At 53.3% G+C, this 26,323-nt stretch carries 24 protein-coding genes and 1 tRNA gene; 10 read left to right on the plus strand and 15 right to left on the minus strand.

Annotation, left to right across the window (positions count from 1 at the left end; genetic code table 11):
• Window positions 1–14 precede the first annotated feature (14 nt).
• The 6 genes from cyaB to xerC all read left to right on the plus strand — a co-directional run bounded on the left by cyaB (window position 15) and on the right by xerC (window position 4,741).
• A complete protein-coding gene (gene cyaB, locus PKY88_08190) occupies window positions 15–551 on the plus strand; it encodes a class IV adenylate cyclase (GenBank protein ID HOQ05176.1) in 537 nt (178 codons plus the stop codon).
• Window positions 552–572: 21 nt separating this feature from the next.
• Window positions 573–1,520: a diacylglycerol kinase family lipid kinase gene (locus tag PKY88_08195; protein ID HOQ05177.1), complete on the plus strand. Its 948-nt coding sequence runs from the start codon at window positions 573–575 to the stop codon at window positions 1,518–1,520.
• Between the two features lie 3 nt (window positions 1,521–1,523).
• Window positions 1,524–2,354, plus strand: a complete 831-nt coding sequence (gene kdsA, locus PKY88_08200; protein ID HOQ05178.1) for a 3-deoxy-8-phosphooctulonate synthase — start codon at window positions 1,524–1,526, stop codon at window positions 2,352–2,354.
• A gap of 74 nt (window positions 2,355–2,428) precedes the next feature.
• Window positions 2,429–3,295 (plus strand): radical SAM protein, encoded by an 867-nt coding sequence (locus PKY88_08205; GenBank protein ID HOQ05179.1) that lies wholly within the window; start codon window positions 2,429–2,431, stop codon window positions 3,293–3,295.
• Between the two features lie 184 nt (window positions 3,296–3,479).
• Window positions 3,480–3,749: a hypothetical protein gene (locus PKY88_08210; GenBank protein HOQ05180.1), complete on the plus strand. Its 270-nt coding sequence runs from the start codon at window positions 3,480–3,482 to the stop codon at window positions 3,747–3,749.
• Between the two features lie 35 nt (window positions 3,750–3,784).
• A complete protein-coding gene (xerC, locus tag PKY88_08215; protein HOQ05181.1) occupies window positions 3,785–4,741 on the plus strand; it encodes a tyrosine recombinase XerC in 957 nt (318 codons plus the stop codon).
• Window positions 4,742–4,780: 39 nt separating this feature from the next.
• On the opposite strand, the gene PKY88_08220 is transcribed toward xerC, so the two are convergent.
• From PKY88_08220 to gpmI, 10 genes are all read right to left on the minus strand, one after another.
• Complete coding sequence (locus PKY88_08220; protein ID HOQ05182.1) at window positions 4,781–6,970, minus strand: nucleoside-diphosphate sugar epimerase/dehydratase; 2,190 nt, start codon at window positions 6,968–6,970, stop codon at window positions 4,781–4,783.
• Window positions 6,967–8,271, minus strand: coding sequence for a hypothetical protein (locus PKY88_08225; GenBank protein HOQ05183.1), 1,305 nt, complete (start codon window positions 8,269–8,271; stop codon window positions 6,967–6,969). Before PKY88_08225 ends, PKY88_08220 begins: the two co-directional genes overlap by 4 nt.
• A gap of 88 nt (window positions 8,272–8,359) precedes the next feature.
• Window positions 8,360–8,566, minus strand: a complete 207-nt coding sequence (gene yacG, locus PKY88_08230) for a DNA gyrase inhibitor YacG (protein ID HOQ05184.1) — start codon at window positions 8,564–8,566, stop codon at window positions 8,360–8,362.
• A gap of 47 nt (window positions 8,567–8,613) precedes the next feature.
• Window positions 8,614–9,105, minus strand: a complete 492-nt coding sequence (locus PKY88_08235; GenBank protein ID HOQ05185.1) for a TraR/DksA C4-type zinc finger protein — start codon at window positions 9,103–9,105, stop codon at window positions 8,614–8,616.
• A 58-nt stretch (window positions 9,106–9,163) separates the two neighbouring features.
• Window positions 9,164–9,400: a hypothetical protein gene (locus PKY88_08240; protein ID HOQ05186.1), complete on the minus strand. Its 237-nt coding sequence runs from the start codon at window positions 9,398–9,400 to the stop codon at window positions 9,164–9,166.
• A gap of 93 nt (window positions 9,401–9,493) precedes the next feature.
• Complete coding sequence (locus tag PKY88_08245) at window positions 9,494–10,282, minus strand: ABC transporter ATP-binding protein (protein HOQ05187.1); 789 nt, start codon at window positions 10,280–10,282, stop codon at window positions 9,494–9,496.
• Window positions 10,279–11,289: an iron ABC transporter permease gene (locus tag PKY88_08250; protein ID HOQ05188.1), complete on the minus strand. Its 1,011-nt coding sequence runs from the start codon at window positions 11,287–11,289 to the stop codon at window positions 10,279–10,281. The genes PKY88_08245 and PKY88_08250 overlap by 4 nt, the downstream gene beginning before the upstream one ends.
• Complete coding sequence (locus tag PKY88_08255; protein ID HOQ05189.1) at window positions 11,286–12,176, minus strand: helical backbone metal receptor; 891 nt, start codon at window positions 12,174–12,176, stop codon at window positions 11,286–11,288. Before PKY88_08255 ends, PKY88_08250 begins: the two co-directional genes overlap by 4 nt.
• Before the next feature lie 28 nt (window positions 12,177–12,204).
• Window positions 12,205–14,007, minus strand: a complete 1,803-nt coding sequence (gene mutL, locus PKY88_08260) for a DNA mismatch repair endonuclease MutL (GenBank protein ID HOQ05190.1) — start codon at window positions 14,005–14,007, stop codon at window positions 12,205–12,207.
• 38 nt (window positions 14,008–14,045) lie between these two features.
• Window positions 14,046–15,617 (minus strand): 2,3-bisphosphoglycerate-independent phosphoglycerate mutase, encoded by a 1,572-nt coding sequence (gene gpmI, locus PKY88_08265; GenBank protein ID HOQ05191.1) that lies wholly within the window; start codon window positions 15,615–15,617, stop codon window positions 14,046–14,048.
• 324 nt (window positions 15,618–15,941) lie between these two features.
• Between gpmI and PKY88_08270 the strand changes: the two genes are divergently transcribed.
• Both PKY88_08270 and lspA read left to right on the plus strand, forming a co-directional pair.
• The gene (locus PKY88_08270; GenBank protein ID HOQ05192.1) at window positions 15,942–16,985 is read left to right on the plus strand and encodes a tetratricopeptide repeat protein; all 1,044 of its coding nucleotides are present in this window, start codon (window positions 15,942–15,944) and stop codon (window positions 16,983–16,985) included.
• Window positions 16,986–17,004: 19 nt separating this feature from the next.
• Entirely contained in the window at window positions 17,005–17,568 is a 564-nt protein-coding gene (gene lspA, locus PKY88_08275) for a signal peptidase II (protein HOQ05193.1), read from the plus strand.
• Here the strand turns inward: lspA and PKY88_08280 are convergent.
• From PKY88_08280 to PKY88_08300, 5 genes are all read right to left on the minus strand, one after another.
• The gene (locus PKY88_08280; protein ID HOQ05194.1) at window positions 17,525–17,920 is read right to left on the minus strand and encodes a bifunctional nuclease family protein; all 396 of its coding nucleotides are present in this window, start codon (window positions 17,918–17,920) and stop codon (window positions 17,525–17,527) included. The genes lspA and PKY88_08280 overlap by 44 nt on opposite strands.
• Window positions 17,921–17,930: 10 nt before the next feature.
• Window positions 17,931–20,867, minus strand: coding sequence for a valine--tRNA ligase (locus PKY88_08285; protein HOQ05195.1), 2,937 nt, complete (start codon window positions 20,865–20,867; stop codon window positions 17,931–17,933).
• Between the two features lie 134 nt (window positions 20,868–21,001).
• Window positions 21,002–22,258 carry a transcription termination factor Rho gene (gene rho, locus PKY88_08290; protein HOQ05196.1) on the minus strand — a complete coding sequence of 419 codons (1,257 nt, stop codon included), beginning with the start codon at window positions 22,256–22,258 and terminating at the stop codon, window positions 21,002–21,004.
• Between the two features lie 570 nt (window positions 22,259–22,828).
• On the minus strand, window positions 22,829–23,449 hold the full coding sequence (gene coaE, locus PKY88_08295; GenBank protein ID HOQ05197.1) for a dephospho-CoA kinase: 621 nt from the start codon (window positions 23,447–23,449) through the stop codon (window positions 22,829–22,831).
• Between the two features lie 220 nt (window positions 23,450–23,669).
• Window positions 23,670–23,743: transfer RNA gene (locus PKY88_08300), tRNA-Arg, on the minus strand.
• Between the two features lie 215 nt (window positions 23,744–23,958).
• On the opposite strand from PKY88_08300, the gene PKY88_08305 reads away from it, so the two are divergent.
• On the plus strand, window positions 23,959–24,489 hold the full coding sequence (locus tag PKY88_08305) for a sigma-70 family RNA polymerase sigma factor (protein ID HOQ05198.1): 531 nt from the start codon (window positions 23,959–23,961) through the stop codon (window positions 24,487–24,489).
• Window positions 24,486–26,207, plus strand: coding sequence for an NPCBM/NEW2 domain-containing protein (locus tag PKY88_08310; protein HOQ05199.1), 1,722 nt, complete (start codon window positions 24,486–24,488; stop codon window positions 26,205–26,207). The genes PKY88_08305 and PKY88_08310 overlap by 4 nt, the downstream gene beginning before the upstream one ends.
• Window positions 26,208–26,323 lie beyond the last annotated feature (116 nt).

The following is a 26,323-nucleotide window of genomic DNA, read 5'->3' on the forward strand; positions in this document are numbered from 1 at the left end:
GGGAACCATAGACTGTGAAAATTGAAATCGAAGCCAAAATCGCTGTCCCTTCGCTGACTCCGCTCGAAGCGCAACTGAGAAAAATGAATGCTGTTTTTCTCAAAGAGGTCCGCGAAACGGATTTGTATCTGAAAGGAACGCACGGCCACCCGCTGAAACGGGGCTGCGGCCTGCGGCTGCGCAGACAGGACGGGCCGGAAGGGGAAAAATTTTTCCTGACCTTCAAAAGCCCCAAAGAAAAACGGCGTTTTAAAACGCGCCCCGAAGCCGAAGTCCAAATCAGCGATTTTGAGGCCGCCAAAAAAATCTTCTTCGGACTGGGATTTACCTCCGGGATCATTGTGAAAAAAACCAGAAAAATCTGGACCTGGAAACACTGTCATATCTGCCTGGATCGTGTCCCTCCGATGGGGTGTTTTGTCGAAGTGGAGGCCCCCACGGAAGTCGAAGTCGAAGAGGCCCTGGCTCACCTCGGCCTTCAGCGAGAACACCACCTCTCGGAAGGATACGCCAAACTCCTGGCCAGAGCTCTTCTGAAAAAACAAATCTGACCCGTTCTCCCGAAAGAAGCCATGCCGAAACTGAACGGATACATCTTTCTAATTATCAACCCCAAATCCGGTGCCAGCAGCCGAAAACACCTGGTCAAATGCCTCCAGAATTATTTCCAGCAGGCCGGCTGCCGGATGAAAACGTTCCTGACGCAGTCGCTCACTCATGCCTGTGAACTGGCCCGTCAGGCCGCTGTGGATTACGATTGTTCTCTGGTAGCCGCTGCAGGAGGAGACGGCACAATCCGAGAAGTTATCCACGGTCTGGAAGGAAGCGACAAACCCCTTCTGATTATCCCGTCCGGAACCGAAAATCTTTTGGCCAACGAACTGGGCTTCGACCTGCAGCCCCAAACACTTATCAAAACCTACGAGGCCTGGCAGCTTCGTCCTCTTGACCTGGGAACTATCAACGGAAAATGTTTTACCTCCATCTGCGGGTTCGGCTTCGATGGAGATGTCATTCACCGCATCCACGGCTGGCGAACCGGACACATCAGCCATCTCGATTACTTTTGGCCGATTTGGAGATGTTTCTGGTCCCATACCTTTCCGCCGATGCGGGTTACCATCGACGGCCAGGAGTGTTTTTCCGGCCGCGGTCTTGTTTTTGTCGGGAATATCTCCCGGTATGCCATCGGGCTGCAAATCTGCAAACATGCCCAATACGGCGACGGGAAACTGGATTTATGCATCTACAAATGCCGCAACCAGGCCCATCTGCTCAAACACGCCGTCGCCACCATTTTTAAGATGCATACACGCGGCAAAGATGTCATTTACAAACAGGGCACTGTGATTACCGTGGAGTCGCTGGCCAAAGAGCCGATTTATTGCCAAATTGACGGCGACCCAGGACCGGAGCCCCCTGCCGAAATTAAACTGATCCCTCAGGCCATCAATGTTCTTGTTCCGCCCGGCACAAAACCCGCCGGCATTCGGACTCGACTGCGAAGAATGATTGGATAATCTATGCAAAACAGAACCATCTATCAAATCGGACCGGCTTCAATCGAGCTAGGCAAAACGTTCTTCATCATCACCGGGCCTTGTGTGATTGAAAGTGAGTCATTGTGCCTGGATGTAGCCGATGCGCTTCTCCAGATTCAAAAACGAACCCAAATCCCCTTTGTCTTCAAAGCCAGTTTTGACAAAGCCAACCGAACCAGCATTGAAAGTTTTCGCGGCCCCGGTCTGGAAAAGGGCCTTGAAGTGCTCGAAAAAGTCCGTCGAAAAACAGGTCTGCCTGTTTTAACTGATATTCATGAACCCTCGCAGGTCCTCCCTGCGGCTCAAGTAGTGGACTGCCTCCAAATTCCCGCCTTTCTGTGTCGCCAAACCGACCTTCTGGTTGCCTGCGCCAAAAGCGGAAAACCCGTGAATGTCAAAAAAGGCCAGTTTGTCAGTCCAGAAGAAATGAAAAACGCCGTTCAAAAAATCCGGGCCGCCGGCGGGCAGCAGATTTTCCTGACGGAGCGAGGAACCTTTTTCGGATACAACCGGCTCGTTAATGATATGACCGCCATCCCGGCTATGCAGAACCTCGGATGTCCGGTCATTTTCGATGCCACCCACAGCACCCAAAGACCCGGCGGATTAGGAACCGCCAGTGCGGGTCGGCGGGATTTGGCCCCTGTTCTGGCACGGGCCGCAACAGCAGCCGGAGCCGACGGCCTCTTTATGGAAGTCCACCCGACTCCGGAAAAAGCCCTTTGCGATGCCGACTGTATGCTGCCGTTAGACCAGGTCGAAGCCCTTGTAAAGACTTGTTACGGCATTTTCCAAATTGTTCGTCAGCCCTGATGAATAATCCGGCCTCCAAATATCGTTATCTTTTCGGCCCGGTTCCATCCCGGCGCCTCGGGCGAAGTCTCGGCGTGGACCCAGTCCCTTTCAAAACCTGCACACAAAATTGCTTATATTGCCAATTAGGAACAGACGCCGCCCAGACTCTCGAACGAAAAAACTATGTTCCCCCTGAGGACATTCTCGAAGAAATCCGCCGGTGGCTGAGGGAAGAAATCGCAGCGGACTATATTACAATCAGCGGTTCCGGTGAACCAACCCTTCACAGCCGTCTCGATGAAATTATTGAAGGAATTCATCGCTTAACGAAAATCCCGGCAGCCCTGATTACCAACGGCACGCTGTTCTGGGACCCGGAGGTCCGAAAACAATGCTCGCTGGCCGATGTGGTCCTTCCCTCCCTCGATGCAGGCGACCCGGAAACATTCAGAAAAATCAACCAGCCCCATGAAAGTCTGTCTTTTGAACGCTTTGTGGAAGGATTGATTCTTTTTCGCCGTGAATACAAAGGCCCAATCTGGCTGGAAATCTTCCTTTGTGAAGGGCTCAACACCGACCCCGCTTCCATTACAAATCTGAATCGCCTTATCAAAAAAATTAATCCGGACAAAGTCCAGCTGAACACCGCCGTCCGCCCCACCGCTCATCCGCATATCCGGGCTGTCCCTTTGTCTGTCCTGGAACAAATAGCCCCTCAGCTTCATCCAAACGCCGAGGTCATTGCCGATTTTCCCAAAACCGGAACAGATGAAAAAAAGCCCTTTTCGGAACAAACAATCCTCGAAACCCTCAAGCGTCGCCCCTGTGCCCTCGAAGAGCTGGCCGCCAGTCTTCAGATTGCCCCCTCTCTGGCAGCCAAATATCTCCAGCGCCTTCTGGAAAACAAGCAGGTACGTATCGAAAACCGCAACGGAAAATCTTACTTCTGCGTAAATTAGGCAATTTATCAACATCCGTCCTTTCTTGATTTTCTTTGTCTTTATTTTTTTTTATTATCGGTCGTTCCTTTCTTATTGAAAAACCGCCTTTCATTTTCGCCGGAAAAAACAAAAAATTACTTTAGAAACCACTCTTTCGACCGATAAAAGATGTAGAGATTTTCACTTATCGGAACGTCAAGTTATGAATACAGAAAAAAAACAGCTGGTCCTCAATAAAGGCGGAGAAAAATATATTTTCCGTTATGAACCGGGACAGGAGGGACCTCTTTTGGATGCCCTGGTGGCTTGCGCAACAGACCCAAGGACTGATTTTGACTGGTTTGACGCCGCCGTCCTTAGTTTTTGTCTTACGCAATCATTAATCGGTCAGGCCGACCAGCTCCTGTACAAAGACCTCCCTCTTCCTATGCAGACCTCCGAATCGAACGAAGACAGCGAAGACCTCGAATAACCTTTCCCAAGGAAAGATAGAAAGAAGGAACAATTATGAAAGACGCGGCAAACATTCAGGAATTCATCACATATCTCAAGCTGGAAAAACATTTTTCCGATCACACCGCCAAATGTTATGGAGCCGACCTTGAACAATTCATTCAGTTCCTTCAGGATGAGCAAAAAGCCAATCCGGATGCTGCTCCTGCCGAACCGGATCAGCTTCTGCTGTCTGTAGACGTTCAGACCGTGCGGAAATTTATGGCCTTCCTGAATGAACGCCATTATACCAAATCCACCACAGCAAGAAAACTGGCAACCCTGCGCAGTTTCTATAAGTTCCTTGTTAAGCGCGGCCGCATCAGCAGCAACCCGGTGTCCTCCATCAAAACCCCCAAGCAGGAAAAGAAACTGCCCAAGTTCCTCGAATACGAACAGGTTCAAAAACTTCTGAACACCCCGCCGACGGATACCTGGCTGGGAGCGAGAGACCGGGCCATGCTTGAAGTCCTTTACAGCACCGGAATGCGGGTCAGCGAGCTGGTCGCTCTCAACCTCGAAGATGTGGACTTCTTGGGTGAGGTCATTCACGTGCGCGGCAAAGGCAAAAAAGAACGCATCTGCCCCATCGGCTCCAGCGCCCTGCAGTCCATCCAGCATTACATTGAATTCCGCAACAAACGGATTCAGTCCGATCCGAGTTTTGATACGAAAGTCCTCTTTGCCAACAAGCACGGCAAGCGACTGAGCACCCGCAGCGTCCGTCGCAAAATGGACAAATACCTCGTTCAGGCCGGCCTGGACCCATCCATCAGTCCGCACACACTGCGGCACAGCTTCGCCACCCACATGCTCAACAACGGAGCAGACCTTCGCAGCGTTCAGGAACTGCTCGGCCACCAGTCGCTGTCCACAACCCAGATTTACACCCACGTAACGACCAGCCGAATGAAAGAACAGTATCAGAACGCCCATCCGCGGGAAGAGGTGGTCCACTCGACAGCGGAATAAGCCCTGCCTTTCCCCTCGTTGTCGGGCAAAAAAGCAGCCCTACTTTGAATGAGCAGGTGCGGCGGGAGACCCCATATATTGCGGAATTAATATCTTGATGATTTCCACAATCTTTTGGCGGTCTTGTGCATAGGCCGCCTCAATCAGCTTCTGGATATGGGTGCGTAAAAACTGCCGGTCTTTGGGGATATTCTTCCAAACGGCAATCTTCGGATGCACGGTCGGAATCATATCCTCGCCGGCAATCGACAATTCCTCAAACAGCTTCTCCCCAGGCCGCAGCCCTGTAAAGACAATCTCAATATCCTCCCCCGGACGAAAACCGCTCAGCGTAATCAAATCCCGAGCCAAATCCACAATCTTAACCGGCTCGCCCATATCCAGAACAAAAATCTCTCCTCCTTTGCCGATGGCCGCCGCCTGAAGCACCAGCTGGCTGGCCTCCGGAATCGTCATAAAATACCGCCGCATTTCCGGATGCGTTACGGTCACCGGTCCGCCTTCGGCTATCTGTTTTTTGAAAATCGGCACCACAGAACCGTTCGAGCCCAGCACATTCCCGAACCGCACCGTCACGAAATGCGTTTTGCTTGTATTGTTCAGGTCCTGAATATACATTTCCGCGATACGCTTGGATGACCCCATAATGCTGGTCGGGTTGACGGCCTTATCGGTGCTGATCATCACAAAATGCTCCGAACCCACCCGATCAGACGCATCTGCTACATTCATCGTTCCGATGACATTGTTCTTGATGGCCTCCCCGGGATTGATTTCCATCAGAGGCACATGCTTGTGAGCCGCCGCGTGAATCACTACTTCCGGACGAAACCGGTCAAAAATCTGATCCACGCGCACGCGGTCCGTAATATCACAAATCAGGGTTTCCAGCGGCACGTTCGGATAGGTCTTCCGCAGTTCTCCTTCAATAAAGAAAAGGGGATTTTCGGCCTGTTCCACCAGCAGCAGACATTTCGGACCAAATCCGCAGACCTGTCGGCACATCTCCGAACCAATCGACCCCCCCGCACCGGTTACCAGAATGGTCTTGCCTGTCAAGAACCGCCGAATCCCGTCAATGTCCAGCTTCACCTCTTCCCGCCCCAAGAGGTCATTGATATCCACATCGCGGATTTGGGAAACCCGCAGCTTGCCGGAGGCAATATCCGTAATCGACGGAACTGTACTGAACCGCAGTTTGGTCCCCTGACAGATTTGCACCACGCGGCGCATCTGTTTGGGTGTTGCACTGGGAATCGCTATGGCAATCTCATCCACGCTGTACTTCTGACAGATTTGCGGCAGCTGCTCGATGGTTTCAAGCACCGGCACCCCGTGGATTTTCATTCGATATTTCAGCGGGTCATCATCCACAAACCCGATAACCTGATAGGGGGTATCCTTATGCCGCATCATTTCGCGCAGCAGGGCCTCTCCGGCATCGCCGGCTCCGACAATTAAGAACCGACGCAGAGCTTTTCGGCTTTCTGCAAAAAACTCTTCATGATAAAGCCGAATCAGCATTCGAAGACCGGACAAAAGCATAATGGTGGTAAACAAATCGAGCATAATCACGCCTTCGATGGTCTTCTGAAACTCCAGGCACCGTTCGATTTCCAATTCCAAACGCAGACGTTCCTGGCTGTTGACCGGCAGAGACTGACTTTCTCTCCGCAGCACAGAGATGCGGCTTACGGAAAGCAGATTTTCCAGCCCCTTCAGGTTATAATAATGCTGTCGCAGATGAAGCGTCTCTTCGCTGGTCAGGGCCTCGGACAGCTGCGTTTCCAGCAGACGAACCTTTTTCTGAACGGCCTCCACCGAGGAGGCAGGCACAAAAGAATCGCCGAACCATCCGTATGAATACCAAAGGACCATCAGAATCACTGTGCTGACCAGGGAGGCCTTGGCAATCTGAATCAGGTCCGACATCCCGACATACCGCCACCACCCGCGATACTGATCAAACCGTCCAAAAACCAATAGTTTGACCGGTAAAACCACTGCCAGCAGGACAGGAAACGGATAAACCGCCCATCGGCGAAGCAGCTGCATATTAAACGCAAACAAGAAGGCCAGCGTCAAAGCCCCGACGAAAACAACTACATGAGCCAGAATAATCAGAGGTTTTCGGTAGAACAGGAGAAATGCCTTCCATCCCCCGTTGGTTGATGTCTTGTCAAGTTTACCCGGCTTCATTGGCTGCGAATCGACCGTCTGTTCAGTCATACAGAATCCTTCAAATCTTTGCTGCAGGTTTCCAAAGCAACTTCCACCTGAGTAATTCCGATTTTATCCACTTTCTTGCGCATCAGGGCATACAAAACCGTAATGGCGGAAAAGAAATAACTGACAACCAGCGCCATTACCAAGGCCACAATAAAAAGCAAACTCAGATAAATCATCCCCCAGGCCGTTTTTTCCGACCAGTTGGCTGCTTTCATCGGCGAATTCAGCAGATGAAAAAACGTCGGCTCCGTCCAAATCCGGTGCAGTTTGTCAATCTGCCCTTCCGTAAATCCCAAACTCACCAGCGTATAGGTCAGCCGCAAAAATAAAAATACAAAAAGACGTATAAACAAATAAAACAGCGTTCCCAAAATCAGCTCCACCACGGTATAAAACAGCATCCAAAGCGGCTGATTGATAACATAACTGAACGCCCTTCCGATCGAATCCAGACCGGTGGTCTTCTCATACGCTACCGCCGGAAACAGCAGCCCCCCGCCTGTCAGCATCGCCAGCAGAAGAATCGACATCGCCAGTCCAAGCAGATACAGAACCCCAATCAGCAGCCCCAGCAGCAGCTCCCCGACCCACGGAATATTCCCAGCCAAACCCACCAGATAAAAAATCCCCCCGATTCCCGCCAGCATTCCCAGCGGAATCAGAGGAGCCGTCAGAAGAGATTTCCACTGTTCCCGAGCAAACTGGATGGCCTCTCCGATGCCGGGTTTTTCAAAACGGGCAAACTCCAGTGCGGCACACCGGCAGATCGCCCCTCCGAAAAAGCATGTCAGCAAACCGGCATACGTGAAATAAATAAGACTGTAAAAAGGATGATACTCCACCGCCCAGGCCAGCGCCCGTACACACAGCCAAAGGTTGTACCCCACGTTGGCCAAATTCGCAAAAAGATTCGAAGAACCCAGTTCAAGAAGACGTGTAGTGGCATGATTAAACCGAGCGGCAAAAAAATTCCACAAGACGGAAAAAACCCCGCGTCCCTCTGTGTGTTCTCTGTAAAACTGAATATATTCCCAGGTCCTTGACGGATTCTCTAAATAAACAGCCAGCTCGTCTCCTTTCCGGAAAATCGAATCCGTCGGTGCACCCGCCATTGCCTGGGGCGGCAGCACAGTCACCGATCGAGTAACCAGATCCAGCATCAGACCGCCGCCGCAAAGCAGCAGAACAAACAAAAAGGCCAAAAGAACTTTGGTTGGACCGATAGCCAGCCGCAAAGTCCGCGTCAATTCCGGAAGAGCCAAATCATCCCACATCTGCCGAATGGAATGTTCTCGAACCATTGTTACTCCGCGTGGATGCATTCCGGATTTAAGCTTCGTTCAACCTTTTCAACTTCATCTTATCCGATTTTTCTTTTCCGGCAATGCTTTATTCCGCTTCAGAACCCTCTTTTTCCGACTCGGACTCTTCTTTCGAAGGCGACTCCTCGGCAGGAATCCGATACGCACCATCCAGCCAATGCCCCAAATCCACCCAGCGGCATCGCTGACTGCAAAAGGGGAAAAACGGATTCCGTTCGGAGCCCTGCTGAAAAAAAGTTTCCTTGCCGCAGATGGGACAATTTCTCTTCTTCATTCACTCCTTCTCTCCTAATTCCCAAAATCCGCTCCTGCTCCGACTGCTCAAAAGAAAGAACCGTCCTCTTCCTCAAAATCTTCTCCATCCAACTCGATGTCAGAATCCGTTTCTTCCGGACCCAGTTCTGCCTCTTCGCTCTCTTCTTCCGGAGTTTCATTTCCCTCCTCTTCGTCAGCTTCTTCCTCAAGCCCATCAGCAAATCGAATCGGACCAGAGTACCGATGCTCAATTACCTTCCCCTGCTCCAGCAAAGAAGCATATTCTACACAATAACGTGCCCAGGGGTTGGCCTCAAGACGTCCTTTGGGAATCGGTTTGCCCGTACCCTCACAAATACCGTAAGTCCCTTGTTCAATGCGTCTTAAGGCATCCAGAATTTCCCGTACCAGTCGGCGTTCGCTGTCCATCAGGCCCAGCGAAAACTCCTGCTCATAAGTATCTGTTCCAATATCCGCCATATGAATCGGCATATTGGACAAATCTCCCGTTGAATCCTGTCGAGATCGATGTAATCCCTGATTTTCCAGCCAATGCACATCTCCGGTAATCTCCTTCAGTTTTGCAAGAAGAAGCTGCCGGAAATGTTCTAATTCCTCAGGACTGAGAGAAGTCCGGGTTTTGGGGGAAGACGTATTGGCGGAAGGTTTTGCCTTTGCCGATTTTTGAGATACTTTCCGGCTGCCTGCTGTTTTTCCCGGATTGGCTGTCTTTTTCGTCTTTGAAGCAGAGGTAGGTTTCTTGGATTCCTGCTTCTTTCCAGATTTTGGTTTTGATTTTTTCGCCACGGTTTCTATCTCTCTCTTTTCTATGATCGCCAAGTCCCGTCATCATACAAAATTGTGACTCGTAAGAAAAGCAAATACTTCAACTCTCATCGGCAGAAAAACCTTTCTGCTGAACCTAAACTATCTTCTTATTTTACAGTTACTTAACCTTGTTCTCATCCGGCAAACACTCGGCTTTGGCGACCCTCGGCCCAAAAAGACGAACTCCGTGAGATGTATATACATTACATTCTATATCATATATACCTTCTATATTCTCTTTTGTTAAAACTTCTCCGACCGGCCCGCTTATCAAGCGTCCCCCTCTCCCCAGTAAAATCATCCAATCACAATATAAAGAAGCCGTATTTAAATCATGTGTGGCCATCACAATGGTCTTATTTTGCTGATTCTGAAGACGTCGCAAAACTTCACAGATAAGAACCTGATGTTTCAGGTCTAAATGGCTGACCGGTTCATCCAGCAGCAGCACCGGCGTCTGTTGGGCAATGGCACGAGCCAAATAAACCCGTTGTCTTTCTCCGCCGCTCAAATGCGTAATCGGCCGAGAAGCCAGATGCTCCGTCGAAGTCAAATGCATTGCTTCCCGCACAGCCCTAAAATCCTCCTCTTCCTCAAAAAACAACCTTTTTTTTCGACAATATCGGGCTATCATCACTATTTCTGATACAGTATATCCAAATACAGGAATAGTCTCTTGAGGCAAATACGCAACAGTCTTGGAAATGTCTGTCAAAGATTCTATTTGAACACTCCCTCTTGAAGGCTCTAAATGCCCACCGATAAGTTTTAAAAGCGTACTTTTCCCAACTCCATTCGGACCCGCTAACCCGCAAAAGCTTCCCTTTTCAATCGTCAGCGATAAATCCCTAAAAACCTCAATTCCCCCGAAGGAGAATGCCAGATTTTGAATCTGAATAAAACTCAAAGAGTGCCTCCGTAAAGCTGTTTTGACTGCCGAATCAGCAGAAAAAGGAAAAAAGGTCCGCCTGCCAGGGCTGTAACAACCCCGGTAGGCAGTTGAACCTGATGAATCAAAATCCGCGCAATCGTATCGGAAATTACCAAAAAAACGGCCCCAAAAATCGCACACATCGGCAGAAGCCGTCGATGGTCAGCCCCAAAAAGCAGCCGAACGGAATGAGGGACAATCAGTCCCACAAAACCAATCAAACCGCTTAAACTGACGGCTGTTGAGGTCATCAAAGCCGCCGCTGCAAGGGCTGTCGGAAAAAGCCGCTCCGGCACCACGCCCAAGCTGCGGGCCTCTGAGGTGCCCAGCGAAAGAATATTCAGCTGCGGGCTCAAATAGAACAGCACTCCGAACCCCGCTCCGACCAGCACTACACTTACCAGCCAAACCGGCCAATCCGTATAAGAACTCAGGCAGCCCATCAGCCAAAAAAGAGTGGTCTGAAACTGACCGCCCGGAGCCATCGAGGCCAACAGCATCATCACAGCGGAAAAGAAAACATTCACGATGACGCCGGCCAAAATCAGCCCCGGCCCCACCGTGCGGCCGGTAAATCCACCGAGCCACCAGACCAGCAAGGTGGTACCGGCTGCTCCGACAAAGGCAAGCAAAGATGCCCCGGACAGTCCCCATCCGCTCCAATGAACCCCTACCAGTACCGCCGTCATAACCCCCAGCCCTGCTCCGCTGGAGATTCCCAGAATATACGGTTCCGCCAGGGGATTTCTGAGCAAAACCTGAAAAACAGCCCCGGCCGAGGCCAGCGAGGCCCCCACCAAAACCGCCAGCAGAAGACGGGGAATCCGAACCTGAAAGAAAATCTGGGCATCCGGCTGACGGCCTTTGACGATTCCCTCCACAGAAAGCGGTTCTGAACCGACGAACGCACACAAAAAAACCACCAGCGCCAGCCCGCAAAGGCCGATTGTCACTTCTTTCAGCAGCTGCCTGGCGGTAATCACAGGGCCCCCTCCGCCTGTCCGCACAGACAGCGGACTATCTCTTCCAGTGCCAGCGGAATCCGCGGTCCCAGCCGACACAGCAAATCTCCGTTGAGCACATAAACTCGACCCTGCTCCACGGCCGGAACCCCGCGAAAGCGGCGGTAAAAGATCTTTGCCGTCGCCTTCTGACGCTCCAGGTCCGCCGGGGTGTCTGCTGTCTCGAAAATCACCTCCGCATCGCAGGACAAAAAATGTTCCTCGGTGAGCAGCGGAAACGAATAGAGAGATGAACTGACCGCATTGCCGGCGCCGGCTATCTCCAAAAGTTCTGTAAAATACGTTTTCTTTCCCGCCGCCCGCAGGGGCTGACGCTGAATAATCCAGACGGCTCTCCGAGCACAATTCCCCGCTTTTCCTCGAAACGCTTCCAGCCCCTCGGCAATCTGACGCACCAAATCCTCCGCCGCCCGGGGACATCCGGCGGCCGAGCCGATTGCCTCAATGGCTTTATACAATTGAGGGAGCGTATCCACGTCCAGCCGGAGCGTCCGACAGCCGCTTCGCTCCAGCAAAGCGGCTAAATTCGCCTGCTGCTCAAAACCGAGTGTAATCACGAGGGTCGGACGAACCGCCAGAACCGCCTCGGCATCCGGATTCCAGAACGTTCCGACCTTTTTGCAGCGGGCGGCCTCCGGCGGGAAATTGCTGTCGGAGCTGACCCCAACCACCTGCTCACCCAGCCCCATCGCAAACAGAATCTCCGTCAGATTCGGGGCCAGCGAGACGATACGCAGGGACCCATCCTCCGGCTGCAATGACTGCATTTTCAAAGCTGTCCGCCGAAAGGAAACCAGCGATGCCGCCAAAACAAAACCTAACAGCAGCAGGCAAAACCACACCAGCATTTTCCGGAAGTCTGACACCAAAGGCCTTTCAAAAACCGGTCCGCTTAAACTGTTTTTCAAGTTCTTTCAGGGTAAAGACCAGAGAGGTCGGTCTGCCGTGCGGACATCGTCCGGGGGTTTCGGCCAGTTTGCGGTCCGCCAGCAATTGTTCAATCTCTGCCGGCGTCAGCGGCTGTCCCGCTTTGACCGCCGCCCGGCAGGCCGCACGCTCCAGCACCTCCGCCAGCAGCCGCTCTTCATCCACGTCCGAACCTTTGTCCAGAAACGCATCGAGCATGTCCTGAATATACGCCTCCACAGACACACCTTCCAGCAAAACCGGAAACGAATGGACGGCAATGCTCCGGGGGCCGAACATATCCCATTCAATTCCCAGTTTTCCCACCAGATGGGCCGCCCGCTTTAAGGCATCCAGCTGCGCATCGGACACATCCAGAATCACCGGCACCAAAAGCCGCTGAGAAGTTAACGGTCCGGCCGCTGCCGCCGCACGCAGCCGCTCATACAAGATTCGCTCGTGAAGGGCATGCTGGTCAATCACCTCAAAGCCGTCCGCCGTCGGCAGCACCAGATAACTGTTGTGAATCTGAAGACAGGCAAACGGACCAGACTGCACTTCGGCTTCTCCGGCATCCGCCGGCTTCAGCGGCTTCCAATCAGCCGGCGGCGACGGTACAAAAGGCAGTCTTTTCTGAACGGATGCACCGGCTGAATGCGACTGGAAAAAGTCGTCCATCGCCTGCCGAATCCGGCTTTCGCGGTCTTTCTGAAGCAGTTCCTCCAGCGGGTCCTCCGCGTGAAACGAGGCGGCGGAAGCCGGGACGGCTCCGGCGGTCGGCAGCTCCATCGAAAGCAGCTTGTCCCGCAGTGCCGAAAGCACCTGCGAATAAACCCAGTTGGCATTTTCAAAGCGCACCTCCGTCTTCGTCGGGTGCACATTTACATCGAACAGCTCCGGCGGCATCTGGAGAAACAAAAAGACGACGGGGTGCTTCTGCGGTTCAATCAATCCGCGGTAGGCCTCTTTGAAGGCATGCAGGATAAACTTATCCCGAATAAAGCGGCGATTGAGAAAGATATATTGATAACTGCTGCTGGTTCGCGCCCGGTCGGGCCGGCCCAGCAGGGCCTGGATTGTGATCGCTTTTTCCTGCCGCCGAACCTCCAGCAAATCCTCCGCAACCGCCGATGGAAACAAAATCCCAATCCGCTCCGCCAAGGATTGTCCGGCTCGGAGAGAATACACTGTTCGCCCGCCGTGCTCCAGCACCAATTCGAGCTCCGGATAAGCCAGGGCAACGCGGGTAAACTGCTCGACGACATGCGTCATTTCCGTATTGGCCGAGCGAAGGAATTTGCGCCGTGCAGGAAGCTTATAAAAAATCTGCCGCACCTCGACGGTGGTTCCCACCGGCCCGGCGGCGGGCACCGGAGGGCTTTTTTGTCCGCAGTCGATTTCCATGTGTCCGGCCTGAATGCTGTCTGCAGGACGGCTGACCATCACCAGCCGGGAAACCGCCGCAATGCTCGCCAGCGCCTCCCCCCGAAAGCCCATCGTCGAAATCCGCAGCAAATCCTCACTGGTGCGAATCTTGCTGGTCGCGTGCGGTTCAAAGGCCAGCGGCAAATCCTCAAAAGCAATTCCGCAGCCGTCATCACTGACGCGGATCAGGTCCCGCCCCCCTTGCTCAACCTGTACAACAATCCGCCGAGCCCCCGCATCGATGCTGTTTTCCATCAGCTCCTTGACGACACTGGCGGGGCGTTCAATAACCTCGCCGGCTGCAATCATATTGACCAGATTGTCGTCGAGGACCGCAATTTTGCCCACGCCGCATCTCTCCCGTCCGCCGACCGCCTCTGCGGGGCTCAGAGCAGCAGACTCCGACCGGTCATCTCTTCCGGTTTGGGCAGCCCCATGACCTCCAGAAACGTCGGCACCACATCCGCCAGCCGCCCGCCGGAAGCCATCTTCCGATGACGGAACTCCTCATCCACCACAATAAACGGCACATCGCCGACCGTGTGCGCCGTATGCGGCATATTGTTCTCAAAATCCCACATCTTCTCAAAATTGCCGTGGTCAGCCAGCACGACGGCACTGCCTCCCATCTGCCGAACCTTCTCCAGAATCCGGCCCACACAGGCATCCACCGTTTCCGCCGCTTTTACAGCCGCCGCCAGCACCCCCGTATGCCCCACCATATCCGGGTTGGCAAAATTGCAGATAATCACATCAAATCGGTTGGAGTCGAGCTTCTCGAGAATGACTTGGCAAACCTCGTTAGCGCTCATTTCGGGCTTGAGGTCATAGGTCTTAACCTTCGGGCTGGGGACAATCTGCCGCTCTTCGCCCTCAAAGGGTTCTTCCCGTCCGCCGTTGAAAAAGAAGGTTACATGCGCATATTTTTCCGTCTCGGCACAGCGAAACTGCTTTAAGCCCAGTTTGCTGAAATACTCCCCGGCAATATTCGGCATCTCTCGAATCGGCGGAAAGGCCACCGGCGCCTGAATCGTCGCATCGTATTCTGTCATGCAGACGTAATGGACCTTCGGATGAGCCGTCCTGACAAAACCGCTGAAATCTTTGTCCACAAAGGCGCGCGTCAGTTCCCGCGGCCGGTCCCCGCGGAAATTAAAGAAAATCACGCTGTCGCCGTCTTCGACCAGCGCCACAGGCTTGCCGTCTCCATCGATGATATTCACCGGTTTGATAAACTCATCTGTTTCATTTTTGGCATAACTGTCTTCAATCGCCTGGATGACATCCCGTGCCCTGCCGCCCTTGCCGAGCGTCAGACAGTCGTAGGCCTCCTGCACCCGTTCCCACCGTTTGTCGCGGTCCATCGCATAGAAACGGCCCATCACGGAAGCCACCTGTCCGACCCCGATTTCCTTCATCTTGGCCTGAATATCCCTCAAATACCCGGCCCCGCTGGTCGGCGGCGAATCGCGCCCATCCGTAAAGGCATGCAGATAGACCTTCTGGAGCCCTTCCCGTTTTGCCAGTTCCAAAAGCCCATACAAGTGGCCCAACAGAGAATGCACGCCGATGTCGCTGCACAAGCCGAACAAATGAAGCCGCCGGTTCTTTTGTTTGGCACAGCGGACCGCTTCCAGCAGCACTTCGTTGCGGAAGAAATCCCCCTGGCGAATCGACAGGGTAATCCGCACGGAATCCTGATAGACAATCCGGCCGGCCCCGATGTTCTGATGGCCGACTTCGCTGTTGCCCATCGTCCCCTCCGGCAGTCCGACATCTTCCCCGTAGGTGCGAATCAGACAATTCGGATAGGTTTTCATCAGCATTGTATCGACCGGCACTTTAGCCTGTTTGACGGCGTTGTAGGCATCTTCCGCCGGATTTGGGTTATATCCCCAGCCGTCCCGGATAATCATCACGCAAGGTCTCTTCCGCAGCCGTATATTGGTCCCAGCCATCTTTTTCTCCATAAAGTTAATCCATTCCGCCTGCTGAAAAGGGCGTATGGTAAAATCCCAAATTCTTTCTGTCAATGATTTTACGCCCCCAAAGGCCCAAAGTTCCCAGCGAAACAGCCGTCTCCCTGTTCTTTTCAGCCCGAAAAAACAGTCTTTTTCTCCTAACCTGCTTGTTTCTAAGCTCTTAAAAAACGTTTTGACAGGGGGTGAGGTTCTGGTATAATCACCGCCGGTTTTTGTCTCCAATTACAACAAGTTCCGCCGGACCCGCAGAAAACTTTCTTTTTGTCTGCGGTCGGGGCAAAGAGGTGAAAGGGTGTTTCTATGCCGACATCAAAGCAGGTTTTCGGATTGACCTTGACAGCAATGGTTTTAGTCGGAATATCTCTCAGCAGCGGATGTCAAATGCCTCCGGCCACTCAAACTGTCCCCCAGCCGCCAGCCCCAAGCCCTGAAGACCTTTTGGCCCAGCAGGCCCAGCAGCAGAAAGAAATGGCGGTTGCTCTCTATGTCGATGCAATGATGCTGCTGGAACTCAATGAGCACGCCGAAGCTCTCAAAAAACTCCAGATGGCCACAGAGCTGGACCCCGAATTCGCCATTGCCTACTCGATGCAGGGGGATATTTATCAGCAGATGCAGGACTACGAAAACAGTGCCAAGGCCTATGAAAAAGCCACGGAACTGGACCCGTGGTCCTTCAAGGACTTTTTCAATCTGGGCAAGGTCTATCAGGCCCTTAAGGAATTCGCCAAAGCCGTGAAGGCCTATATCTCCGCCTGCACCCTCAATCCGAGCCACTATGAGGCCCATTACAATGCCGCCAAGTGTCTCTATCTAGTGGAGGACTACACCCAGGCCCTCGAATACGCCAAAAAAGCTCAGGCTATCGACCCCAATAAAGCTGAAACGGAAGTTCTTCTCGGCGACCTCTATGAAATCCAGAAGGACCATCTGCAGGCCATTGATGCCTACCGGCGGGCTCTGGAGCTGGAGGGCAACAAAAGCGAAATTATGATTCCGCTGGCTCGGGCGTACCTGCGCTCCGGACGATACACCGCCGCCAAAGAACTGCTGGCGGCTGTTATTGAAATGGAGCCGAACAACTCCCTGGCCCATCAGTACATGGGGTTTGCCCACCTTCGGCTGAAGGAAATCGAGGAAGCCATCGCCTCTTATGTCAAGGCCACAGAGGCGGACTCCAAAGATTATATGGCTTACAAATCTCTCGGTGTCGCCTATATGATTCAATACTTCACAGACCGCAATCCCTCCACCAAAGCCAAAGGACTGGAGGCCTGGAATATCTCCCTGCAGCTGAATCCCAATCAGCCCCAGCTGCAGAAATTTTACGAACAATATCAGTAATTCACAAGAGACGGATGGAATGACTTCTGAGTGCGCCCAGACGAAGGAATCGTCCGCGTGTGGATGCCGTTTTTCCCCTCCGGATAAGACGGCATGGGTCTTGTGGAGCACCCTGGCTCTGTTCGGAGCTGTTGCAGACCTCTGGACCAAGCAGGCCGTCTTCGACTGGCTGGGCCCTGTCGGCAGCGGAAAAATCTATCGGGTTATTCCCGGTTTCTTCCATCTGGTTCCGTGTCTGAACTCCGGAGCCGCCTTCAGCATCTTTCAGGGACAGCGTTTCTACTTAAGTGCTGTTTCCATTCTGGCCTTGCTGGTCATTGGATTCCTTTTTACGCTCGGAAAAATACAGGGACGGCTCCTTCAGACCGCTATTGGTCTGATTACCGCGGGGATTTTAGGCAATCTATATGACCGGCTCTTTAATCACGGCCTCGTGCGGGACTTTCTTGATTTCCACATCCGATCCTATCACTGGCCGACCTTTAATCTCGCCGACACCCTCCTGTGCATCGGCGTAGGACTGATTCTGCTGGCGGGCTTCACATCTGAAGCTTGTCAAAAACAGAATCCTCCACAAAAATAGGCACCTGCAGACCGCTGGCCAGGGCTATGGCGTCCGACGGCCGGCTGTCCACTTCAATGACCCGGCCGTTCTGCTCGATATGAATCCGGGCATAGAACGTATGCTCGCGCAAATCGCAGATGACAATCTTCAGAATCCGTCCTCCCATCTGTTCAATCACCGAAGCCAGCAGGTCATGGGTGAGCGGACGGGGCATCTCATAGCCCTTCAGACGCCGGTCAATCGCCAGAATCTCCGGCATTCCGATGACAATCGGAAAACTCCGCTGGCCTCCTTTTTCCTTGAGCACAATAATCTGCTGGTCTACCGTCTCGTTGATGAGAATCTGCGACAATTCCACAGGGACTTCCATAGAATTCTTCTTATGACAATTCGGCCAGCAGCCGTTCGACCTGCTGGAGCTGTTCGGTCAGCTCGGCCATTTTTTTTCGGCTTTGCTCTACGACATCCGGTTTGGCCCGGGCCAAAAACTGCTCATTGCTGAGCTTGGCCCGAAGCGGCTCAATCCCCTTTTCCAGATACTCCTTCTGTTTCTGCAGCCGGCTTCGCTCCGCCTCGACATCCACCACCTCATGAACAAACACCTGCCAATCCCCCACCAGCGCCGCGGCCGCCGTCTTGGGCTTGACCAAAGCCGACCCCGTCTGCATCGATTCGACGCCTGCCAGCTCTGCAATCAGGGATGCATCCTCCTTCAGAAGAACGGCCTCTTCCTCCGATGCACACACCGAAACCGTCAGCATCCGTGACGGCGGGATATTGTACTGGTTGCGAATCTCCCGAATCGCACGAATCAGATTCTGGATTTTCTCAACCCGCCGCTCCACCGCCTCATCCAGCAGCGAAGGCATCGGCTGCGGCCATTGAGCCGTCATCAGGGACGGGGCATCATCCAGTTCACAAATGCCTCGAAGCCCCCGATGCGGGCTAAGCTGACGGAGAGACTGATAAATCCCCTCCGTAATAAACGGCACAAACGGATGCAGCAGCCGCAGGACCTGTTCGAGAACAAACGCCAGCACACACTGCGCCGTCGGCCGCTGAGCGGCATCCGCCATCCGCGGCTTGAGCCATTCCAGATACCAGTCGCACAGCTCATTCCAGAAAAACCGATACAGCGTATTGGCCGGTTCGTTGAACTTGTACTGCTCCAGCTGCTCATCCGTCTCCTGAATCGTCCGGGCCAGACGTGACAAAATCCACCGGTCTGTACGTTCCAGACGGCTCTGGTCAAAAACATTCGGGTCCAGTCCCTTCAGATTCATCAGGGCAAACCGCGAGGCATTCCAAAGCTTGTTGCAGAAATTGCGGCCGATGTCAAATTTCGGCGAACTGTTGACCACCCGGCCGTCCGGCAGCCGCAGCTGGCTGACCGGCATTCGAATATCCTGCGTCTCTGTCGTCATCTGCGCCAGGGTAAACCGCATCGCATCCGCCCCGTGGCTGTCAATCACCACCAGCGGGTCAATCCCGTTGCCCAGACTCTTGGACATCTTGCGGCCCTGGCCGTCCTGAATCATCGCATGAATATACACATCGCCAAACGGAATATCTCCCACACAGTACTGGCCCATCATCACCATCCGCGACACCCACAGCGTAATAATCTCCCGGGCCGTGCAGAGGACCTGGGTCGGATAGAATGTCCTGAGCTCGGCGGTCAGCTCCGGCCAGCCCATCGTGCTGAACGGCCACAGGGCTGAACTGAACCACGTATCCAGCACATCCTCATCCCGCACACAGCCCGCCGTCTCCAGCCGCCGCTCCAAATCCTCCGCACCGGCCGACACGCAGATGAAATACCGTTTCTGTCCGCTTTCCGACAGTCCTTCCTGGACAGACAGCCGTTCATCCTTCAGTGCAGGCGGGTTCTGCGAATACCAAACCGGAATTCGATGCCCCCACCACAGCTGCCGGCTGATGGGCCAGTCCCGCAGATTTTCCAGCCAGGTTCGATAGGTCTTGGCATACCGCTCCGGAATAAACCGAAGCCGCCCGTCCAGCAGGGGCTTTAAGGCCAGGCCGGCCAGCGAATTGACCGGCACATCCGTCCCGTCAATCAGCCCCGTCCCGAACTGTCCTGCCAGCCGTTCAATCGGTTTTTTCACCGCGACATACCACTGATCCGACAGATACGGCTCAATCGGCACATGGCTTCGATAACTGTGCCCGACCTCGTGCGTGTAATCCCGCACATCCTCCAGCAGATTTTCCTGTCGGAACCATTCTACCACTGCCTGGCGGGCCTCGAAACGGTCCATTCCCAGCAGATTTTCCACATCCGGATTGCGAACCGTTTCCCAATCCGTCCAGCCGTACTTCTCACTGATGGTCCCGTCGGGGGCCATCACATTAATCACAGGCAGATTGTGCCGGCGGCCGATTTCCCAGTCGTCCGGGTCGTGAGCCGGCGTAACCTTCAGAAAACCCGTCGAGTAGCGGGCCTTTTCATCGTCACTGTTCGGATTCGGCAAGACCACATGCTCATCGGCCACAATCGGAATCACCCGCCCGACAATCGGCAGCCGCACGCGTTTTCCCACCAGCACCGCCGCCCGGGGGTCCGCCGGATTCATCGCCACCGCCGTATCCCCCAGCATCGTTTCCGGACGGGTCGTCGCCACTGTAAGAGTCCGAATCGTCTGCCCCCCCATAACCACCGGCTCGGCCAGCGGATACTTCAAATACCAGAAGTGCCCCTTGACCGTTTCGTACTCCACCTCATCATCGGCCAAAACCGTCTGAGTCGCCGGGTCCCAGTTCACCAGCCGTTTGCCTCGATAAATCAGCCCGTCCTGAAACAGCAGGAAAAACGTCTGACGCACCGCCCGGGCGCAAATGTCGTCCATTGTGAAGCGCGTCCGCTCCCAGTCACACGAACAGCCCATCTGCTTGAGCTGTCCGAGAATGCAGGCCTCATACTCATCCTTCCAGGCCTGCACATGGGCCACAAACTCCTCCCGCGAAAAATCCTTTCGCCGCTTGCCCTGTTCGGCCAGAAGCCGCTTTTCCACAACCGTCTGTGTGGCAATTCCCGCATGGTCCGTCCCAGGCATCCACAGCGTCGTATAGCCCTGCATCCGCCGCCGGCGAATGAGAATATCCTGAAGCGTATTGTTCAGCGCATGGCCCAGATGCAGCGCCGCTGTCACATTCGGCGGAGGAATCACAATGGCAAACGTCCCCTTCGGACTGTCCGCCGGGGCCTGCGCGTGCCACCATCGTCCCCGCTCCCAAAGCTGCTGAACCTCCTGCTCTACCGTCCGCGGCTCATAAACCTTGGCCATTTCCTCGCTCATGGTGCTCCTTTTTTTCGGCTCCGCAGTATCTATTCAATTCTCAGATAAAAAACGTTCCGGCCTGATTCTTCTCTCAGCCCGGGACGCCTATTGTATCACACCCAAACCTGCTGTAAAGCCGCTTTTGGCCGCTGCTAATCCAGCTTCAGACTCATCAAAAATTCCGCATTGGTCTTGTATTTGGCCAGACGCGTCTTGAGCAGTTCAATCGCTTCCACCATATTCATCTCACTGAGCACCTTGCGGAGCCGATAGACCAGTTCGAGTTCGCGCGGGTCCAGCAGAAGCTCTTCCCGGCGGGTGCCGCTTTTGCTGATATCAATCGCCGGGAAGGTTCGCCGCTCCACCAGTTTGCGGTCCAGATGCAGTTCCATATTGCCCGTCGCCTTGAACTCCTCGAAGATCACTTCGTCCATTTTCGAGCCCGTATCAATCAGAGCGGTGGCGATAATCGTCAGCGAGCCGCCGTTTTCGATGTTTCGGGCTGCGCCGAAGAACCGCTTGGGCATCTGCATCGCGTTGGCATCCACACCGCCGGTCAGAATCTTGCCCGAGTGCGGCATCTCCGTATTGTAGGCCCGCGCCAGACGGGTAATCGAGTCCAGCAGAATCACCACGTCTTCGCCGTATTCAACCATCCGCTTGGCTTTTTCAATGACCATTTCCGCCACCTGGCAGTGCCGGGAAGCCGGTTCATCAAACGTCGAGCTGATGACCTCCACGTCCTTGGCCACTTTGCGCTGCATGTCCGTCACTTCTTCCGGACGCTCATCGATCAGCAGCACAATCATCCGCACCTTCGGGTGATTCGTGCTGATGGCATTGGCAATCTTCTGCAGCAGCACCGTTTTCCCGGTCCGCGGCGGAGCCACCAGAAGACCGCGCTGGCCCTTGCCGATCGGCGTAATCAAATCCATAATCCGCGTACTCATCTCGTCCGGCGTTGTCTCCAGGACCAGACGCTCTTCCGCGTGCAGCGGAGTCAAATCCCGGAACACCACCTTCTCCGCCAGTTTGTCCGGCGCCTGGTAGTTAATCGCCTCCACACGAAGCAGGGCAAAATACTTCTCGCTTTCCTTCGGCGGGCGAATCTGCCCCGAAACAATATTGCCGCTCCGCAGCCCGAACCGGCGAATCTGAGACGGAGAGACATACACGTCATCCGGTGAGGCCAGATAGTTGTATTTTGGACTGCGCAGGAACCCAAACCCGTCCGGCAGAATCTCCAGAACGCCTTCCCCGTACATCAGTCCGTTCTGCTGAATCCGCTGCTTGAGAATCTTGAAAATCAGCTCCTGCTTGGTCAGCCCCATATAATCGGTAATGCCTTCCTCTTTCGCAATCCGATGGAGCTCACTGGCATCCAGATTCTGCAGGTCGGTAATATGCAGATTGCCCTTTTTGATGCGCTCATACTTTTCGTGGATGGACTCTTCCTTCGCCGGCTGAGCAGGGACAGTGCCCGCCTCCTGAGCCGACGCACTCTCCGGAGTCTGGGGTTGCTCTTGAGGCGCTTCCGGCGCTGCAGAAACCGCAGTTTCCGAAACGGCTTCCGACGGTGTTTCTGATGAACTTTCAGCTGTTTCCTGCTGGACAACAGATTCCGTCTCGCCGGAAACCTCGGATTCCGTTTTTTTCCTGCGGCCTCTTTTCTTCTCTGTTTGTTTCGTGGTTGTCTTTGCCATTCGTTCTCCTTATCAGTAAGACAATTAAAGTTCGATTTATATACGGTCTTTCATTTTGATTGCAGGATTGGTTCCTCAATTTAGGATGCACCCTTGAGGGGGTCATCTCCTTCTTGTTCGCGGGTGCAGGCAGTTAAAAACTCATTTTCTCCTATGGTTCAGATGTTGAATATACCGAATGTTCCGTTTGCTCCTGGCACCTTTCAATAATCAGGTTTTTCTCGTTTTGGTAACGAAACGTTTTGATTGAAACCCCTCCGGAATTCGTACGCCCAGTTAATTGACAGATAACCGGCGGCTTTCCTGTATAGCTGAGAAGACTTTCTCGACTTGTTTTGCCAATTCGGATTCTTCTGAATTGTTCGTGAGTATATATTGAGCCATTTGTTTCTTTTTGTCCAGAGAAATCTGGAAATTTTCTCTTTTTTTTTGCTCATCTGTATCCAAATGCCTTTTCTGACGGTTCCGCAGACTCCGAAGCTCTTCGGGACAATCCACAAAAACCAGCACATCGCACCGCCGGTCCCACCCCACTTCCGCCAGCAGCGGCATATCAATGACAACCGGCACTCCTTGACGCCGATATGCTTCCAGCAAAGCTTCACAGCGGGCCAGAACGGCCGGATGAACAATCCGATTGAGTTCCTGAACCTTTTCCTTCGAATCAAAGACAGCGGATGCCAGTTTTTTCCGGTGAATCCGCCCATCCTCCCCCACTACGGCAGGGCCAAACCGTCGGGAAAGTTTCTCAATAACCGCCGGTTCCTCCAAAACTTGATGGGCAATAGAATCCGCATCAATCAGACCGCATCCGAGCCGCTTAAACAATCGTGCCGCTGTGCTCTTGCCTGCACCAATACCCCCAAGCAGCCCGATAACAGGCCCTTCTTTTCTCATCGTCGATTAATTTCCTTTCTATTGTTTCAAGAAGTTCAATTCCCGCCCCCGACAAGCCCGCACTGCTTAAGCCGAAAAAGAACATAAGTCTTTTTTTAAAAACGTTTTATCTATTATTGCAATCCTTAGAATATTTAGGGAGAACATAATATCTTGGCTTTATGCCTCTGTTTTATCCTCTTATCCGAATAGTCAGCTCCGATGAGCTCCCCGCTGAAACTGCGCCCGGGGGGACTCGAACCTCCGACCTTCGGTTTAGGAAACCGATGCTCTATCCTGCTGAGCTACGAGCGCAAGGCCGGATTTGATTATGATTAGACCCTCCTTAACCTTCAAGCAAAATTAACCTCCTTTCCTCCGATTACCCCCATGTTCAAAAAAACAATTCTTTTTCCAAATTTTCTGTCAGGTTTTCCTCTTTCAAACGAAACAGTGAAGGAAACTGAAGGATTTTTGACGGTCTTTTTAACAGGAATCTGATAGAATCAGCAGGGAGCATTTCAAAAAATATGGACATACAAGAGCCAAAAAGTGCTCAGTTTTTCCGCTACTACAATGGGGCTCAGAAACGATTATACGCCTACCTTCTGATGATGGTTCACAATCACAATGACGCCGAGGATCTCCTGCAGGAAACCGCCAGCATCCTCTGGGAACAGTATGAGCAATTTGACCCCCGTCAGAGTTTTGCCGCCTGGGCGATCGGCATCGCCCGCAACAAGGCACTGGATTTTCTAAAACAGAAACGTTCCACCCGCCCGATGCTCAGTGAGTCCTTTTATGAAGAAATGTCCAACCTGGCCGAATCCGAATCACAAAATATGGATCGCCGGCTGGCTGCCCTGCGAACCTGCCTGAAGCGGCTTTCCCCGGACAATCAGCAGCTGATTCGCCTTCGGTTTGAGGAGGGAATCTCCATCAAAAAACTTTCTCAAAACCTGCCCTACTCCGCCGATGCGCTCTACAAAAAAATTTCCCGCATCTACAGTTCTCTGTATGAATGCATCCATCGCACCCTCCTTCAGGGGGAACACCTATGAGCCCGCAGGAACAGACACTTTTGAATGAACAATTATTTCGCCTGCTGGACAACGACCTAAGCAGCAGCCAGCTGGAGCAGCTCAATCGTCTCCTGACCTCCGACTCCCAGGCCCGGCTGTATTACTGCCGTTTCCTCCAGGACATTGCCGCCCTGAGCTTTCGGGCCTGTGCGGATATCTCGGAAGCAGACTCGGAAACCGGCAGCAGCATCCTCGCAGAACAATTCTGGAGGCAGATGATCGAAGAGGAAAAAAATGCTCCGGCTGTCGAACGTACATTTCCTGAGCCACCGACGCCGCAGCCGTTAAGGCCTGCCGCATCCGCTCGTCCGCGTACACCCGGCCGGCTGGCCTATGCCGCTGCCATTGTATCCGCCGCCGCCTTGCTCTTTATTCTGGCACTCGTACACCTGGTCCCCCCCTCCCTGCCGGAGGTCGCCACACTTTATGATTCCCTCGGAGCTGAATGGTCCGCCAATCTTCCCCTCGAACCCGGCGTGCGAATCTCCTCCGGCTCCAAACCCATTCGGCTGATGCGGGGAATCATTAAGCTCAAAACCGACGAAGGCGTTGAACTGGTCCTTGAAGGACCTATGGAATTCCAATTCCCAACCGATTCCCAATTATCGATGCAGTACGGCAAACTTCTGGCCCGTGTTTCCGCTCAGGGACTCGGCTTTTCCGTCAATACCCCCAATTCCAAAATTATTGACCTGGGTACCGAATTCGCCGTTCTCTGCCATCCGAATGGAGATGCAGAGGTCCACGTGTACAAAGGCAAAACCAATCTGATTGCCGGCCGGAAGGAAAACCAGAAAACCTCCCAGCTCCTTTTAGCCGGTTCCGCCCGAAAAGTACACTCGAAAGATTCCCTGGTCAGCGAAATCCGCTTTAATCCTGCCGCGGTCGTGCGGGCCTTTGATTCAAAAACAAACCTCATCTGGAAAGGGGAAACCCTTTCCTTGGCCGACATAGTAGGCGGCGGAAGCGGCTTAGGCACCGGAAAACTCTTTACCGGTATTGATGCCGCTTCCGGACAAGTCATCTCCTCCCTAAAAGACGGCAATATTTACACCGGCTCCGCCGACTGCCGACCTGTCCCGAACAACCCGCTCATTGACAGTGTCTTTGTCCCCGGAGCCGGCCCCAGCCCGACCGTTATCGCCGTCAATGGATTAACAGCCGACTGCTTTCCATCGACTTCCGGAACCTACTGGGGCTACATCTTCAATGGCGCCTTTCATCAAGGCATCACCTCGCCTCGACACGACCTGTATCTGGACGGTCTTATCGCCGGCACCCCGGACAATCCGGCTATCACCATCCATTCCAACCTCGGAATTACTTTCGACTTATCCCGAATCCGCCAGACCATCCCCGGACTGAAAATCAAGGCCTTCCGGGCTGCGGCAGGCGTTTCTGAAACAGTCCGCCAATCCCTCGAAAAAGAAAAAAACCGCTCTTTTGATGACTTCCCGGACGTCAAAAAAGTTTTCGATGCGGGCTTCTCAAAAGTCGAATTCTGGGTCCTCATTGACGGAAAACCGGCTTTTCACCAGACAAGAAGCAGTGAACAAGGCGGCTGTCCAATTCACATTCCGATTTCTGAGGGCGACCAATTCCTCACGTTAGCCGTTACAGAATCAGACGATACACAGGCCTACGACTGGGCTCTTTTCGCCCGGCCGGAACTGATCCTCGAGTCGGCAGAAAATTAAGGAGAACAAAAATGAAACTATTCTCGCTGCGGAAAAACAAAAAACTGCTTTTCCAGGATGGATTCACCCTGATTGAGCTGCTGGTGGTGATAGCGATTATTGCCCTTCTGCTGTCG

Source organism: Anaerohalosphaeraceae bacterium (genome assembly GCA_035378985.1).
Classification (GTDB): domain Bacteria; phylum Planctomycetota; class Phycisphaerae; order Sedimentisphaerales; family Anaerohalosphaeraceae; genus JAHDQI01.

Bases quoted from the DNA above. Each gene is read 5' to 3' on its own strand.
- PKY88_08195 (HOQ05177.1), top strand. From the start codon at position 573: ATGCCGAAACTGAACGGATACATCTTTCTAATTATCAACCCCAAATCC.
- kdsA (HOQ05178.1), top strand. From the start codon at position 1,524: ATGCAAAACAGAACCATCTATCAAATCGGACCGGCTTCAATCGAGCTA.
- PKY88_08210 (HOQ05180.1), top strand. From the start codon at position 3,480: ATGAATACAGAAAAAAAACAGCTGGTCCTCAATAAAGGCGGAGAAAAA.
- xerC (HOQ05181.1), top strand. From the start codon at position 3,785: ATGAAAGACGCGGCAAACATTCAGGAATTCATCACATATCTCAAGCTG.
- PKY88_08220 (HOQ05182.1), bottom strand. From the start codon at position 6,970: ATGACTGAACAGACGGTCGATTCGCAGCCAATGAAGCCGGGTAAACTT.
- PKY88_08225 (HOQ05183.1), bottom strand. From the start codon at position 8,271: ATGGTTCGAGAACATTCCATTCGGCAGATGTGGGATGATTTGGCTCTT.
- yacG (HOQ05184.1), bottom strand. From the start codon at position 8,566: ATGAAGAAGAGAAATTGTCCCATCTGCGGCAAGGAAACTTTTTTTCAG.
- PKY88_08240 (HOQ05186.1), bottom strand. From the start codon at position 9,400: ATGATGACGGGACTTGGCGATCATAGAAAAGAGAGAGATAGAAACCGT.
- PKY88_08255 (HOQ05189.1), bottom strand. From the start codon at position 12,176: ATGCTGGTGTGGTTTTGCCTGCTGCTGTTAGGTTTTGTTTTGGCGGCA.
- gpmI (HOQ05191.1), bottom strand. From the start codon at position 15,617: ATGGCTGGGACCAATATACGGCTGCGGAAGAGACCTTGCGTGATGATT.
- PKY88_08270 (HOQ05192.1), top strand. From the start codon at position 15,942: ATGCCGACATCAAAGCAGGTTTTCGGATTGACCTTGACAGCAATGGTT.
- lspA (HOQ05193.1), top strand. From the start codon at position 17,005: ATGACTTCTGAGTGCGCCCAGACGAAGGAATCGTCCGCGTGTGGATGC.
- PKY88_08280 (HOQ05194.1), bottom strand. From the start codon at position 17,920: ATGGAAGTCCCTGTGGAATTGTCGCAGATTCTCATCAACGAGACGGTA.
- PKY88_08285 (HOQ05195.1), bottom strand. From the start codon at position 20,867: ATGAGCGAGGAAATGGCCAAGGTTTATGAGCCGCGGACGGTAGAGCAG.
- coaE (HOQ05197.1), bottom strand. From the start codon at position 23,449: ATGAGAAAAGAAGGGCCTGTTATCGGGCTGCTTGGGGGTATTGGTGCA.
- PKY88_08305 (HOQ05198.1), top strand. From the start codon at position 23,959: ATGGACATACAAGAGCCAAAAAGTGCTCAGTTTTTCCGCTACTACAAT.
- PKY88_08310 (HOQ05199.1), top strand. From the start codon at position 24,486: ATGAGCCCGCAGGAACAGACACTTTTGAATGAACAATTATTTCGCCTG.